At 72.1% G+C, this 14,465-nt stretch carries 11 protein-coding genes and 1 riboswitch; of the genes, 5 read left to right on the forward strand and 6 right to left on the reverse strand.

What is annotated here, in order from left to right; all coding sequences use genetic code 11:
- Positions 1 to 326: 326 nt before the first annotated feature.
- The gene (locus QFZ82_RS16550) at positions 327 to 1,178 is read left to right on the forward strand and encodes a triacylglycerol lipase (protein WP_307717744.1); all 852 of its coding nucleotides are present in this window, start codon (positions 327 to 329) and stop codon (positions 1,176 to 1,178) included.
- 259 nt (positions 1,179 to 1,437) lie between these two features.
- Positions 1,438 to 3,030, forward strand: coding sequence for a M23 family metallopeptidase (locus tag QFZ82_RS16555; protein WP_307713915.1), 1,593 nt, complete (start codon positions 1,438 to 1,440; stop codon positions 3,028 to 3,030).
- 64 nt (positions 3,031 to 3,094) lie between these two features.
- Here the strand turns inward: QFZ82_RS16555 and pcrA are convergent, their stop codons facing one another.
- Complete coding sequence (gene pcrA, locus QFZ82_RS16560) at positions 3,095 to 5,530, reverse strand: DNA helicase PcrA (protein WP_307713916.1); 2,436 nt, start codon at positions 5,528 to 5,530, stop codon at positions 3,095 to 3,097.
- Between the two features lie 240 nt (positions 5,531 to 5,770).
- Positions 5,771 to 5,934: riboswitch (cyclic di-AMP (ydaO/yuaA leader) on the forward strand.
- Positions 5,935 to 5,936: 2 nt separating this feature from the next.
- Here pcrA and QFZ82_RS16565 point away from each other — a divergent pair.
- Positions 5,937 to 7,091: a C40 family peptidase gene (locus QFZ82_RS16565; RefSeq protein WP_307713917.1), complete on the forward strand. Its 1,155-nt coding sequence runs from the start codon at positions 5,937 to 5,939 to the stop codon at positions 7,089 to 7,091.
- Positions 7,092 to 7,156: 65 nt separating this feature from the next.
- Here QFZ82_RS16565 and QFZ82_RS16570 read toward each other — a convergent pair whose 3' ends face one another.
- On the reverse strand, positions 7,157 to 7,510 hold the full coding sequence (locus QFZ82_RS16570; RefSeq protein WP_307713918.1) for a hypothetical protein: 354 nt from the start codon (positions 7,508 to 7,510) through the stop codon (positions 7,157 to 7,159).
- 353 nt (positions 7,511 to 7,863) lie between these two features.
- Between QFZ82_RS16570 and QFZ82_RS16575 the strand changes: the two genes are divergently transcribed.
- Complete coding sequence (locus QFZ82_RS16575; protein WP_307713919.1) at positions 7,864 to 8,907, forward strand: C40 family peptidase; 1,044 nt, start codon at positions 7,864 to 7,866, stop codon at positions 8,905 to 8,907.
- A gap of 43 nt (positions 8,908 to 8,950) precedes the next feature.
- Here QFZ82_RS16575 and QFZ82_RS16580 read toward each other — a convergent pair whose 3' ends face one another.
- Together QFZ82_RS16580 and QFZ82_RS16585 are read right to left on the reverse strand one after the other, a co-directional pair.
- Positions 8,951 to 9,640 (reverse strand): response regulator transcription factor, encoded by a 690-nt coding sequence (locus QFZ82_RS16580; RefSeq protein ID WP_307713920.1) that lies wholly within the window; start codon positions 9,638 to 9,640, stop codon positions 8,951 to 8,953.
- Positions 9,637 to 10,917, reverse strand: a complete 1,281-nt coding sequence (locus QFZ82_RS16585) for an ATP-binding protein (protein WP_307713921.1) — start codon at positions 10,915 to 10,917, stop codon at positions 9,637 to 9,639. Before QFZ82_RS16585 ends, QFZ82_RS16580 begins: the two co-directional genes overlap by 4 nt.
- Positions 10,918 to 11,068: 151 nt before the next feature.
- Between QFZ82_RS16585 and QFZ82_RS16590 the strand changes: the two genes are divergently transcribed.
- The gene (locus QFZ82_RS16590) at positions 11,069 to 12,370 is read left to right on the forward strand and encodes a PspC domain-containing protein (protein WP_307713922.1); all 1,302 of its coding nucleotides are present in this window, start codon (positions 11,069 to 11,071) and stop codon (positions 12,368 to 12,370) included.
- Positions 12,371 to 12,538: 168 nt separating this feature from the next.
- Here the strand turns inward: QFZ82_RS16590 and QFZ82_RS16595 are convergent, their stop codons facing one another.
- Both QFZ82_RS16595 and QFZ82_RS16600 read right to left on the reverse strand, forming a co-directional pair.
- On the reverse strand, positions 12,539 to 13,060 hold the full coding sequence (locus QFZ82_RS16595; protein ID WP_307713923.1) for a DoxX family protein: 522 nt from the start codon (positions 13,058 to 13,060) through the stop codon (positions 12,539 to 12,541).
- Positions 13,061 to 13,205: 145 nt separating this feature from the next.
- Complete coding sequence (locus tag QFZ82_RS16600; RefSeq protein WP_307713924.1) at positions 13,206 to 14,447, reverse strand: hypothetical protein; 1,242 nt, start codon at positions 14,445 to 14,447, stop codon at positions 13,206 to 13,208.
- Positions 14,448 to 14,465 lie beyond the last annotated feature (18 nt).

The raw sequence follows: 14,465 nt of genomic DNA on the forward strand, positions 1-14,465 counted from the left end.
GCGAGCGGAGCGCGGAGAGTGAACGAACGTTATCTGCAGATGTCCAGCATCCCGCAAGCCGCCGTTTCGCGGTGGACTGCGAGGGGGAAATCACACGTGGGACATTTTTCGCTGAGCGTCGTACCGGCACCAGGCACCGCGCAGGCCGCGCGGCCCCGGCGGGCACGACCGCACCAGGGGAGCCGCCGCAGTCCACACAGGTCGCCGCGCCGCCGTGCCGACAGCCGCACGTCACGGTGGCGCGGCGACCGCTTCCGCAGCGCGCGCCCCACGAGGGCGCACCCGGGCCGCACGGGGGCGCCGGTCGGGAGGTCGCTGTGAAGGCCATGCCTCTGCCCTGTTGCCGCGTCGTCACCGAGTTCACCGCGCAGTGGCTGAACGGACTGCGCCACCTCCTCCCCGCCGCGCTCCTGCGCGCCACCGCCCTGGAGCTCGCGATCCTCGCGGGACACCTCGTCCTCTACCCGACCGGGATCACCGCCGAGCGCCCGCCCCGCAGGCGCTCCACTCCCGGCACGGCACAGCTGCCCGCGGCCCGTGCCGACGTCGTGCCCACCGTCCTGCTCCACGGGTTCGTGGACAACCGCTCGGTGTTCGTCCTGCTGAGGCGCGCGCTCGCCCGGCACGGCCCGCACCATGTCGAGTGCCTCAACTACTCCCCTCTCACCTGCGACATCCGCACCGCCGCCGAGCTGCTCGGCCGCCATGTGGAGGAGATCTGCGCGCGGACCGGGCAGCGCGAGGTCGACATCGTCGGGCACAGTCTCGGCGGCCTCATCGCCCGTTACTACGTGCAGCGTCTCGGCGGCGACCACCGTGTCCGTACGCTCGTCACGCTCGGGACCCCGCATGCGGGGACCGCGTTCGCGCCGCTCGCCGGCGCGCACCCGATCGTGCGGCAGATGCGCCCCGGCTCGTCGGTCATCGAGGAGCTGCGCATGCCGGCGCCCGGCTGCCGTACGCGCTTCGTCAGCTTCTGGAGCGACCTCGACCGGATCATGGTCCCGGTCGAGACGGCCTGCATCGACCATCCCGACCTTCTCGCCCAGAACGTACGAGTGAGCGGAATCGGCCATCTCGCTCTGCCGGTTCACCCCGCCGTCGCCGCCGGGATCCGAGAAGCGCTCGCATCGGGTGCGGCCGCGGCCGGTCCTTCGGGAGCGGTCTCGGTCGCCTGAGCCCGGCCGCCGGACGAGACGATGCCGGGCGGTACTCGCAACCGACATTTTCTCGAACGCTTCTCGAACGTAGGGCCAAAGCTGTGCCCGCAGTCCGCCGAAAGACGGCTGATTGCCCGTTTCCTGATTGCGGAGATGCCGCCGAAGATTGTCGCCATCGCGGACCGCCGGGTACAGTCGCGCCACTGCTTCCCCCTGGGACCCCTGCAATCCGGCGGTCCCGGATGCAGGTCCTGCTGCCGAGGCGAGAGAGAAGTTGGTGAACGACCAGCACGCCCACGCCGGGTACACCGGTTATGCCACCGGCAGCTTCGAGTCCGATCCGCTCTTCGGCGCCATGCCGGGCAGTTACGAGTCCGGGCACAGCGGCCAGTACGACGCGTCCCAGTGGGACACGGGGGCGCACGAGACGGCCGGCTACGACGCGTACGCGTCCGCACAGCAGGCCCAACAGCCGCAGTACGACCAGCAGTACGCGCAGTACGACACCACCGGCCAGTACGACACCACGGGCCAGTGGGACGCGAGCGCATGGAACCAGGCCGACCAGACGGGCCAGTACGAGACCGCCGCCGCGGCGTTCGCGTACGACGCGACCGGCCAGTGGTCCTCCTCGTCCTTCGAGACGGGCGCCTACGACGCGACCGCCTGGAACCCCGGCACGGCGACCACGCCGGAAGGTCTCGTACCGCAACAGTTCACGCCGGAGCACGAGTTCGTCCCGGCGGCCGAGTACGACACCGGCTACGCCGACTACCAGACCACCGATCTGCCCGGCGCGGAACATTCCGGTCAGGACTTCCAGAGGTCGGACTTCCAGGACGCCGAGTACGCACCGGAATTCCAGGACTTCCAGACGCCGGACATTCACGCCCAGGACGTCCCCGACCAGGACTTCGCGGGCGCCGCGCACCCCGAGGGCCCGGACACCGGCGACGCCGTGGCGGAGGAGGGCTACGCGACCGAGTACGAAGCCGGTCACGGCCACGACGCCGAGTACGGCGACGACCCGGAGAACAGTGGCGAGTCCCCGCACGACGCGCTGACGCAGACCATGACCTCCGTCCCGGCCGCTCCTGTCACCCCCCGCCCGGTCCGCCGCTCCGGCGGCAGCCGCGGCCGGCGCCGTACGCCCGCCAAGCGCTCCGCGCTTCTCACCGTCGCCGTGCCCTCCGCCTGCGTGATGGGCGTCGCCGGTATCGCCGCGGCCTCCGTCGGCAGCCTCGGCAGCGAGCAGAAGGACGACGCGCCCAATCTGGCGGCCGCCGACCCGACCTCGGTCAAGCACGTCGCCGCCAACAGCAAGATGGACACGCAGCTCGCCGCGCTCAGCGAGGACGCCCGCGACTTCGGTGACCGCGCCTCCCGCACCCAGGAGCGCCTCGACCTCAAGGCCCGCCAGGAGGCGGAGCGGAAGAAGCGCGAGGCGGAGGCGGCACGGCGCGAGGCGCTGCGGCCCAAGTTCGTGCTTCCCGTCAAGCGGGACGGGCTCAGCGCCTACTACGGCCAGTCCGGCGTCAACTGGATGTCCCTGCACACCGGAATCGACTTCCCCGTCCAGTACGGCACCGAGGTGCTGGCCGCCACGGACGGCACCGTGCGCACCCAGTGGAACAGCGCCTACGGCAACATGGCGATCGTGACGGCGGCCGACGGCACGGAGACGTGGTACTGCCACCTCAGCACCACCAAGATCCGCAGCGGTTCGGTCAAGGCGGGCGACGTCATCGCCTACTCGGGCAACTCGGGCAACTCCACAGGCCCGCACCTGCACTTCGAGGTGCGCCCCGGCGGCGGTTCGGCCATCGACCCGCTGCCGTGGCTGCGCGGCCACGGCCTCGACCCGACCTAAGCGGCGGGCAGGCCACAGCGAGCATGAACGAGGCGGGGGCCGCGGCCCCCGCCTCGCTTCGCTGTCAGAGCTTCTCGACGGGCGCGTACCGCAGCAGCAGCCGCTTCGGCTTCTCGTCGCCGAAGTCGATCGTCGCCTGCGCGTCCGAACCCGACCCCGAGACCGCGACCACGGTCCCCAGACCGAACTGGTCGTGCGTGACCCGGTCGCCCACGGACAGCGCGATCACCGGCTTGTCGTTGGTGCGCCGCGTGGCGAAACCGGACGCGCCGCCGCGTGCACGCGACGACGACAGCGACGACGTGATGCCCGACGTCGGTCCGGCCGGCGCGGCCATCGGGCCGGTGCGCTTCCACTCCACATGCGCGCCGGGGATCTCCTCCAGGAAGCGCGACGGCGGGTTGTACGAGGGCTGGCCCCAGGCGCTGCGCATCGAGGAGCGCGTCAGGTACAGGCGCTCGCGGGCGCGGGTGATGCCGACGTACGCCAGGCGCCGCTCCTCCTCCAGCTCCTTGGTCTGGCCCAGCGCCCGCATGTGCGGGAAGACGCCGTCCTCCATGCCGGTCAGGAAGACCACGGGGAACTCGAGGCCCTTGGCGGTGTGCAGGGTCATCAGCGTGATGACACCCGTACCCTCCTCGTCCTCGTCGGGGATCTGGTCGGAGTCGGCGACGAGCGCGACCTGCTCCAGGAACTCGGCGAGCGTGCCCGCACCCTCCTCCTCACCGCGGTCCTGCTCGAACTCCAGGGCCACGGCGGCCAGTTCCTGAAGGTTCTCGATGCGCGTCTCGTCCTGCGGGTCGGTGGACGCCTGCAGTTCGGCGAGGTACCCCGTGCGCTCCAGGACGGCTTCGAGCACGGTGGCCGGTCCGGCGCCGGACTCGGCGATGGTGCGCAGCTCCTCCATCAGCACGTTGAACCGCTTGACGGCGTTCGCGGAGCGGGCCGCCATGCCGTACGCCTCGTCGACGCGGCGGAGCGCCTGCGGGAAGGTGATCTTCTCGCGGAGCGCGAGGGCGTCGATCATCGCCTCGGCGCGCTCGCCGATGCCGCGCTTGGGCACGTTGAGGATGCGGCGCAGCGGGACGTTGTCCTCGGGGTTGGCGAGGACGCGCAGGTAGGCGAGGACGTCCCTGACCTCCTTGCGCTCGTAGAAGCGCACGCCGCCGACGACCTTGTAGGGCAGGCCGACGCGGATGAAGATCTCCTCGAAGACACGGGACTGGGCGTTCGTCCGGTAGAAGACGGCGACGTCGCCGGCCTTCGCCTCGCCCGCGTCGGTGAGCCGGTCGATCTCGTCGGCGACGAACTGGGCCTCGTCGTGCTCGGTGTCCGCGACATAGCCGGTGATCCGGGCACCCGCGCCCGCGTTCGTCCACAGGTTCTTCGGGCGGCGGGACTCGTTGCGCTCGATGACCGCGTTGGCGGCGGACAGGATCGTCTGGGTGGAGCGGTAGTTCTGCTCCAGGAGGATCGTGGTCGCGTCCGGGTAGTCCTCCTCGAACTGGAGGATGTTGCGGATGGTCGCGCCGCGGAAGGCGTAGATCGACTGGTCGGCGTCACCGACGACGCACAGCTCGGCGGGCTCCAGGTCCTCGTACCCCTCGCCCACCAGCTCGCGCACGAGCGTGTACTGGGCGTGGTTGGTGTCCTGGTACTCGTCGACGAGGACGTGCCGGAAGCGGCGCCGGTAGTGCTCGGCGACGTCGGGGAACGCCTGGAGCAGGTGGACTGTGGTCATGATGATGTCGTCGAAGTCCAGGGCGTTGGCCTCGCGCAGCCGGGCCTGGTACATCCGGTACGCCTCGGCGAGCGTCTTCTCGAAGCCGTCCTGCGCCTGGTCGGCGAAGGTCTCCTCGTCGATCAGCTCGTTCTTCAGGTTGGAGATCTTGGCACTGAAGGACTTCGGCGGGAACTTCTTCGGGTCCAGCTCCAGGTCGCGGCAGACCAGCGACATCAGGCGCTTGGAGTCGGCGGCGTCGTAGATCGAGAACGACGACGTGAAGCCCAGCTTCTTCGACTCGCGGCGCAGGATGCGGACGCAGGCGCTGTGGAAGGTCATGACCCACATGGCATGGGCACGCGGGCCGACCAGGTGCTCGACGCGCTCCTTCATCTCGCCGGCGGCCTTGTTGGTGAAGGTGATCGCCAGTATCTGGCCGGGGTGCACGTGCCGGGTGGCCAGGAGGTGGGCGATGCGGTGGGTGAGCACGCGCGTCTTGCCGGAACCGGCCCCGGCGACGATGAGCAGCGGGGAGCCGGTGTGGACGACGGCGGCGCGCTGCTGCTCGTTCAGCCCCTCGAGCAGGGCGGCCGCGTCGACGGCAGGCCGGGGGGCGCCGTCGCGGTAGTACCCGTCGCGGGCCGGCGGCACGTCGTAGGCGCCCTGGAAGAGGTCGTCCGGGATCGGTTCCGGAGCCGACTCCTCGGGGGGCGGAGGAGGCTCCTCGCCGTGGGGCTGGAGATCCGCCAGGAAGCTGTCGTCAAAGAGGCTGCTCATCGCTTATCGAGTCTAGGCGGCCGGACCGACAACCGGGCCCGCATGCCCATACGGGGCAGGTCACATTCCGTGACCGGCCCTGCCCGGCGCGCCACGCCGGTGCCGGATATGCGGCCGGCACCGAAAGAGGTCACGAAAATGTATCGGACATATCGAACATCAACCTTCACAGCCCGCACACGAGTTGGCTAGCGTGCTCGACCAGACGGCCCGCACCCCTCCCGGCGAACCGCGCCGAACGGGTCGACTCCGCCGAATTCGGGCTGCCCCGGAGGCAGTTCGGAACCGGGGACCCGAACTATGCACAACCGGGGTGAATCGGACCGCCTGTCCACGGTCCGTAGGGCATCTTCCGTTCTGCCCGAACCCGACAGCTAACCCGGTAGGCGGTCCACGGAAGAAGGAGATGCCGGCCTTGGCGTCGCATCGCAGGATCCGCAGCCGCAGCACGAAACCCTCCCACGCCGTCGGGTTCACGACGGCCGCCCTCGCCGGCGCCGCCCTCCTGTCGACACAGAGCGCCACCGCCGCGCCCAGCGACCCCAAGCCCTCCGTCGAAGAGGTGCAGAAGAAGGTCGACGACCTCTACCGGCAGGCGGGCAGCGCGACCCAGGAGTACAACAAGGCGAAGGAGGCCACCGCCGAGAAGCGGCGCGAGGTCGACACCCTGTTCGAGGAGGCGGCCACGCGCGCGGAGAAGCTCAACGAGTCGCGTCGCGCCCTCGGCGCCTATGCCGCGGCGCAGTACCGCACCGGCGCGGTCACCCCGACCGCGGCGCTGCTGTTCGCGGACAGCCCCCAGGCGTACTTCGACCAGACGCAGCTGATGGACCGGATGACCGACCAGCAGCGGACCGCCGTCACCGACTACGAGACCCGGCGCGCGGCCGCCGCGAAGCAGCGGGCGGAGGCGACGAAGCGGCTGGAGTCGCTGACCGACTCCCAGCAGGCCCTGCGCATCAGCAAGGAGAAGGTCCAGACGAAGCTGGCCGAGGCGCGCACCCTGCTGTCGAAGCTGACCGCCGAGGAGAAGGCCCGGCTGGCGGCGATCGAGCGCGAGAAGGAGGCGGAGGCGCGGCGCAGAGCGGAGGCGAAGGCGAAGGCCGAGGCGGAGGCCAGAGCCCGCGCCGAGGCCGAGGCGGAGCGGCAGCGCCAGGAGAGCGACCAGCCGCCCCTGGAGACGGGAACCGGGACCGGCGACGACGCTTACGCGACCAGGGCCGACGAAGTCCTCGCCTTCGCCCGCGCCCAGATCGGCAAGCCGTACGTGTGGGGGGCGACGGGCCCGTCCTCGTACGACTGCTCGGGGCTCACCCAGGCGGCCTGGAAGGCGGCGGGCGTCGATCTGCCGCGCACCACCTGGGACCAGGTGGAGGTGGGGCAGCGCGTGGCGACGGCGGACCTGCTCCCCGGCGATCTCGTCTTCTTCTACGACGACATCAGCCACGTCGGCATCTACATCGGCGACGGCAAGATGATCCACGCGCCGAAGCCGGGCGAGAACGTCCGCGAGGAGTCCATCTACTACATGCCGATCTACGGCAGCGTCCGCCCGGTCTGACCCGGTCGCTCACCCCGCGTGCCCGGACGGTCCCGCCGTCCGGGCACGCGTGTGCCGGGGGTCGGTCAGGTCCAGAGCGTCGCGATGAAGACGTTCGCGACCGTCAGACCGCCGACGGCGCCGAAGAGCGCCTTGTCGACCCGCTCCTCGTCCCGCTTGACGTAGACCAGGCCGAGGATCACCACCAGGACCGCCAGCTTGATGGCGATCTTGAGGTTGTTCACCGTCTGGTCGTCGGCCTGGTTGAGGCCCACCAGCGCGACGCCTGTGATCAGCATCGTCAGCGCACCGTGCAGCATCACCGGGTTGAAGCGGGCCGTGCCCGCGCCCATCGCCTTCATCTGGGTCAGGAAGCCGCCCAGCAGGGAGGCGATGCCGATGATGTGCAGCGCGACGAAGACATTGATGAGTACGTCCATGGGGCGGAGCCTAATCGGCGCCGTACCACCGTCCGGCGGCCGGGGGAGCCCGATCGCGGCGTTCGGTCGGCCCTGCGCCGCAATGCGGCCGGGCACCGGCGTCCGGCGCACAGAAAGCGGACATCGCCGTCCAGGTTCGGGCACTTCCCGTCGTCACCTCTCCGTCCCGGGACCGCCCGGTTTAGCGTCAGCGCCCAGGTGGCCGGCTCCCCACCGCCGTCGTGCAGCCGGACGGCTCGGCCACCCCCGCCGAAAGATCCGGCGGCGTACCGCTCCCCCGTGCGGTACGCCGCCGGACCGCAGGTACGCAGGTACGCAGGTACGCAGGTACGCAGGAAGGACGTGTACGCCCCGTGGCAGCGCACCGGAAACCGAGGCAGCATCCGCTCACCGGGCCGGCCGCCCGCACCGCAGCCACCCTCGCGCTCGCAGGCGCGGCGACCACGACCGCGCTCGACGGCTCGGCGCACGCCGAGCCCCGTCTCACGCCCGCCCAGCTCAAGGCCCGCGTCGACCGGCTGTACCAGGAGGCCGGGGAGGCGACCGAGAAGTACAACGGCGCCAAGGAGCTGACGGCGCAGGCCCGCGGAGCGCTCGACGAGCTGCGCGACGAGGCCGCCCGCCGCACGGAGCGGCTCAACGCCTCCCGCAACGCACTCGGTTCCGTCGCCACCGCGCAGTACCGTTCCGGCGGCATCGATCCCGGCCTGCAGCTCGCGCTGACCTCGGACCCCGACGAGTACCTGGCGCGCGCCTCGCTCGCCGAGCGGGTCGGCGAGCGGCACGCGGCCGCCGTCGCCGGTGTGCACCGCCGGCTCGTGGACCTCGGCAGGCTCAGGGCACAGGCCGGCGAGACGACGGCCGAACTGGAGCGGCACCGCCGGGAACTGGCACGACACAAAGCCGTCGTGAAGAACAAACTGGCCGCCGCCGAACGCCTGCTGGCCCGGCTGACCGCCGAGCAGCGCGCCGCGTATGACGCCGGACCGGCCGATCCCGCCCGCGCCGACCGCTCCACCGCACCCCGCGGCGCGCTCAAGCCGCCGAACGGCCGGGCCGCACAGGCCGTCGCCTACGCCTACGGCACACTCGGCAAGCCGTACGTGTGGGGGGCGACCGGGCCGTCCGCATACGACTGTTCCGGGCTCACCCAGGCCGCCTGGCGCTCGGCCGGAGTCTCACTGCCCCGCACCACATACACCCAGATCAACGCCGGGCAGCGCGTCTCCCGCGCCCAACTCGCCCCCGGGGACCTGGTCTTCTTCTACTCCGGCATCTCGCACGTCGGCCTGTACATCGGCGGCGGCCAGATGATCCACGCGCCGCGGCCCGGCGCGCCCGTGCGCGTCGCACCGATCGACCACATGCCCTTCGCCGGGGCGACGCGGGTCTCGTAGCGTCCGGAGCCGTCCGGGATGGCCGCGCGGGTCGCGCCCGGCGTCAGACCAGGCGCCGGGCCGTCGCCCACCGCGTGAGCTCGTGGCGGTTGGACAGCTGCAACTTCCGCAGCACCGCCGACACATGCGACTCGACCGTCTTCACCGAGATGAACAGCTGCTTGGCGATCTCCTTGTACGCGTACCCGCGCGCGATCAGCCGCAGCACCTCGCGCTCCCGCTGGGTGAGCCGGTCCAGGTCCTCGTCGACCGGCGGCGCGTCGGTCGAGGCGAACGCGTCCAGCACGAAGCCGGCGAGCCGCGGCGAGAACACCGCGTCGCCGTCCTGCACCCGGAAGATCGAGTCGACCAGGTCCCCGCCGGTGATCGTCTTGGTGACATAGCCCCGGGCCCCGCCGCGGATCACGCCGATGACGTCCTCGGCGGCGTCCGACACCGACAGCGCCAGGAAGCGCACCGGGTGCTCCGCCGATGCCATCAGCGGCGCACAGCGGCGCAGCACCTCCACGCCTCCGCCGCCGGGCAGGTGCACGTCCAGCAGGACGACCTCCGGCCGGGTCGCCATGATCACGGTGACCGCCTGGTCGACGTCGGCGGCCTCACCGACGACCTCGACCCCGGTGCGCCCGGTCTCCCCGATCTCGGCCTGCACACCGGCGCGGAACATCCGGTGGTCGTCGACGAGCACGACCCGCACGCGCCGCTCGGCGCTCTCTTCCGCAGACTCGGTCATCCGTCAGCCCTCTCCATCTCGAGCTCCACCTCGGTGCCCCCGCCGGGCACCGTGCGCAGCCGTGCCGTGCCGCCGTTGCGCTGCATCCGGCCGATGATCGATTCTCTTACGCCCATTCTGTCGCCGGGAACGGCATCCAGGTCGAACCCCGGCCCCCGGTCCCGCACGGAGACGAAGACGGTGCGCCCCTCGACCTCCGCGTAGACCTGGACCGCCCCTCCCGCGCCACCGTACTTGGCGGCGTTGACCATCGCCTCGCGCGCGGCCTGCATCTGTGCGGCCAGCTTCTCGTCGAGCGGGCAGTCCCCGACGACCACGACCTCCAGGGGCACGCCGTGCTTGTCCTCGACCTCGGCGGCGGTCCTCTTGACCGCCTCGGCGAGGGTGCCGGGCTCCTCGTCCTCGTCCTTGCCGGTGCCCTCCGGGCGGTAGAGCCAGTTCCGCAGCTCGCGCTCCTGGGCGCGGGCGAGCCTGCGCACCTCGCCGCGGTCGTCCGCGTTCCGCTGGATCAGGGTGAGGGTGTGCAGGACGGAGTCGTGGACGTGGGCCGCGACCTCGGCCCGCTCCTGGGCGCGGATGCGCATGGTCCGCTCCTCGGAGAGGTCCTGGGTCATCCGCACCAGCCAGGGGCCCGCGAGCAGGGCGACCCCGGCGATGACGGCGATGGCGGCCGTCAGCACGTTGCCCAGCTGGGCCGCCGAGCCGCGCACCACCATGAACACGGTCAGGCCCATGCCCACGAGCGCCACCCCGGCGAGGGCGCGCGCCAGTTGCACCAGGCGGCGGCGCCTGCTGTCCGTGGCGAGACTGGCCCAGCGGGCCCTGCGCGCGTTGTCCGCCTGCCGCCACACCAGCACCACACCGGCGCCGATGAGCAGCGTCGGCCACACGTAGCGGTTGGCGGTGCCGTTGGTGTCGACATTGCCGACGAAGACCGCCGCGCCGACGAGCAGTGCGACCAGAGCGAACAGCTGCCCCGTGTCGGGCTTGCGCAGCCGGCGCCGGCCGTCGGGCGTGATCTCGAAGACGGAGCGCGGCTCGGCTGCCCGGCCGCCGACGCCGAGCGGTACGACGATCCAGAAGACCGCGTACAGCAGGGCGCCGAGGCCGTCCGCCATGAACAGGGCGAGGAAGAGGAGGCGCACCCAGACGACCGGCAGCCCGAGGTGTCCGGCGAGACCGCGCGCCACACCGCCGAGCATGCGTCCGTCGGCGCTGCGGTACAGCTTGCGGACGGCCATCTCTTCGGTCTCGGTCGGACGGGCGGCGAGGGGCATGCCCTGATCGTCACACGGCCCGGCCGGGCCGGTCATCAGGGCCGTCCCTTAATCCGACCCTGAGAAGTCCCCGTCCCTCAGGGGGAATATCAGGGGACGGCCAGGGTCGGGGCGGCTGCCGCCCCGGCGCCGGGCCCGTCACCATGGAGTCATGACCCAGCCGACCGCCGCGCCGCCCCAGCCACCGCAGGAGCCGCCGTCGCGGCTGCGCCGCGCCCCGCGCCACAAGGTCGTGGCCGGCGTCTGCGCCGGGCTGGGCAGGCACTGCGACATAGACCCGGTGATCTTCCGGATCGTGATCGGCGTGCTGTCGGTGACCGGCGGCATCGGTCTGATCTTCTACGGCTTCGCCTGGCTGCTGATCCCGGCCGACGACGAGGAGGAGAACGAGTTCCGCAGGATGCTCTCGGGCCGCGTCGACGGCGCCTCGCTGAGCGCCGTGCTGCTCGCCCTGCTCGGCTGCGGACTCCTCCTGACGATGCTGGGCAACGGAAACATGCTCGGCTTCGTCACGATGCTCTCGCTGGCGGTGACCGGCGCGGCCGTGTGGTCCCAGCGGCGTACGCACACCCCGCCCGGCGGCGAGCACACGGCCACGGCCGCGGCGCACGCCGTCGCCGAGGCGCCGCCCGAGACGAAGGCCCCTCCCGTACCGGACAGCCCGTCCTGGTGGCGCGACCCGATCGTCAAGGACGGTACGACCGGACCGGTGCCCACCGGATATCTGTGGGGCCCCGAGTCGGCGCTCGCCGAGAGTGCCGTCGCTCCGCCGCGCGCCGGCACGCGCCCGGCCGACGCCGTGGTGGTGCCGCAGCCGCGCGGCCCGCGCGGGATCGGCGGCACCGTGTTCCTGCTGGCACTGGTCGCGGGCGGTCTGGGCACGGGCCTGAGCTGGGAGAGCCGGCCGCTGGGCACGGCCCTGCAGATCGGGCTCGTCGCCGCTCTGGCCGTGTTCGGCCTCGGCCTCCTGGTGAGCGCGCTGCTGGGCCGCACCGGTTTCGGCACGGTCCTGCTGACGATGGTGACGGCGGCTCTGCTGGCGGGCGCCGCGGCCCTGCCGAAGGACATCAGCACGAAGTTCGGCGAGAGGACGTGGGCGCCGGCGTCGGCGACGGCCGTCCGGCCGAGCTACGAGATGGGCTCGGGGCAGGGCACCCTCGACCTCTCCGCCCTCGAACTGCCCGCCGGGCAGACGGTGTCGACGAGGGCGGAGATGGGGCTGGGTCACCTGAGGGTCGTCGTGCCGAAGGACGCCGCCGTGCGGCTGGAGGCCGAGGTGGGGGTCGGAGACATCAGGCTGCCCGACGACGCGCCGGACGATGTGGACGTCGGCCCGGGCCAGGACCGGCGCAGGACGCTTCCCGCCCCGCCGGGAGCGCGACCGGGCGGGACGCTCGTCCTCGATCTGGAACTGGGCATCGGACAGGTGGAGGTGACCCGTGCCGCGTCGTGAGCTCCGGCACGATTTCCGTCCGGGCAGGCTGGTAGCCGGACTGTCCGTCCTGACAGCCGCCCTGCTGTACGGGGGCGATGCGGCGGGCGCCTGGCACACCCCCTGGTTCGTCGCCTTCCCGGTCGTGTTCGGCGGTCTGGTCCTGGCGGGGACCGTCGCCGCCCTGCACTACATGGTCCGGCGCCGCCGGGCCCGCAGCACGGCGTCGAGGGAGAACACCGAGGCGCCGGCGAGCACCAGCGGCAGCCAGGCCATGAGGTAGGCCAGGTCGTTGCCGTAGTAGTACGGATCGGTCTGCCAGCTCACGGTCAGCCACAGGCTCAGCGAGATGAGCGCGCCGCCGAGGGCGGCCAGCCGGGCGAGCAGCCCGACCAGGGTGGCGAGGCCGACGGCGATCTCGCCGATGGCGATGGCATGGCCGAAGGCCTCCGGGTTCTTCAGCGCCAGGTCGACGAGCCAGGGGACGGCGGAGCCGTCGCGCACCGAGTTCATCACCTCGCCGATGGAGCCGGTGCCGCTCGCCGCCAGGAACCGGCTGTCGGTGAGTTTGTCGAGGCCGGCGTAGACGAAGGTCACGCCGAGGAACAGCCGCAGCGGCAGCAGCGCGTACCGGGTGGCCTGCTCTCTCCAGCCGCGCGGCCCGTCGCTGTCCGTCCTGTAGATCGGTGTCGTCTGGTAGGTGTATGTCATCGCTCGTCCCGCCTTCGCTTAGGCCCTCAGACGACCATACGTACGGCGAGGCCCTGCCGCTCACCAGGCGTGCGCCACACGCTGTGACAGGTGGGTGACATGTCGGCCGACGACTCCGGTCGGCCCCGGCACGGGCGCTGCGGGGTCAGTCGGTGATCGCGATGAGGCAGCGGTTGCTCGCCACTCCGGCGGCCGTCACCACCTGCACGTCGACCTGGCCAGGCTCGACCTCCACGGGCACGGGCACCGTGAGCAGGGTGTCGGCCGGATTGGCGAAGCCGCCCGCCACCGGGATGAGCGGCACGTGCACATGGACCGCGCCGAAGCGGACGACGAGCTTCGCCAGCAGGTCCGGCCGTTCCGCGCCCGGCGGCACGAAGCCGGTGCCCCGGATCTCGATGTCGTCACCTGTACGGATGGGCCCGTCCAGGTCACCGGCCTCCCGGGCCCGTACCACCGACATCACGACGGGCCGGCCACCCTCCGCGTGCTTGCCGGCGAAATACGTCCCGGCCGACAACGCCACCAGCAGCACGAGCCCCCACGGGATGTGGGGCAGCCGCTCGGGGGCGCGGGCCAGCGCGGTCAGGGCGAGAACGACGGCGGCAGCGTTGACCAGCACGTACTGCCCGTCGGCGAAGGCGGCCCGCCCGGAGTCGTCGCAGAACAGGTCGGAGGCGCGCGGGTGGTCGGCGCGCACCTTCTGCAGCCGCAGCGCGGCGACCCGTACGGCCACGGTCCTGCGCACCCCGACGGCGATCGCGCACACGACGGCGAAGACGCACAGCAGCCCGCCTCCGGCGGCGAGCCCCAGCCCCTCGGCGAGCCTGTCGCGCCGGACGCCCGACGAGGCTCCGGCCGGCAGGAAGGCGAGATGCAGCAGGGTGCCGCAGACGACGAGCAGCCAGGCGGCGGCGACCGTACGGGAGGTGGACAGGCGGTTGTCCTCACCGGTCAGCACGGCGAGGAGGCCGCCTCGGGCCCCGTGCGCCCGCGCCGCGCCGGTGAGGGCGCCGGCGACGACGAGCGCGGCGAGCAGCCCTGCCGTGCGCGTCGGGGTCCAGCCCGTGCCGATCGCGGTCGCCGTCTGGGCGACGACGAGCGCCGTGAAGCACCCCCACACCCCGGCCAGGGTGCGCAGCCGCACCTTGCGCAGCCGGGACGCGGCCACGGCCCGGTCGAGGCCTGCGACGGTGCGGGCCGACTGCGTCAGCTCGTCGGACACCCACTGCCGCGACGCACCCGGTGAATGGGCGACGCCCGCGGGAAGCCCTCCACCCGCCGCGAACTCGTCCCGTTTGGCGAGGAATTCGGCCACCGCGCGCCGATGACCTTCGCGCGCCCCGTGCGCGCACGTGTCGCACTGTCCCGCTTCTTGCACCGCCACGACCGAACGCCACCTCTC

The sequence above is a fragment of the Streptomyces sp. V4I23 genome (assembly GCF_030817975.1).
Classification (GTDB): domain Bacteria; phylum Actinomycetota; class Actinomycetes; order Streptomycetales; family Streptomycetaceae; genus Streptomyces.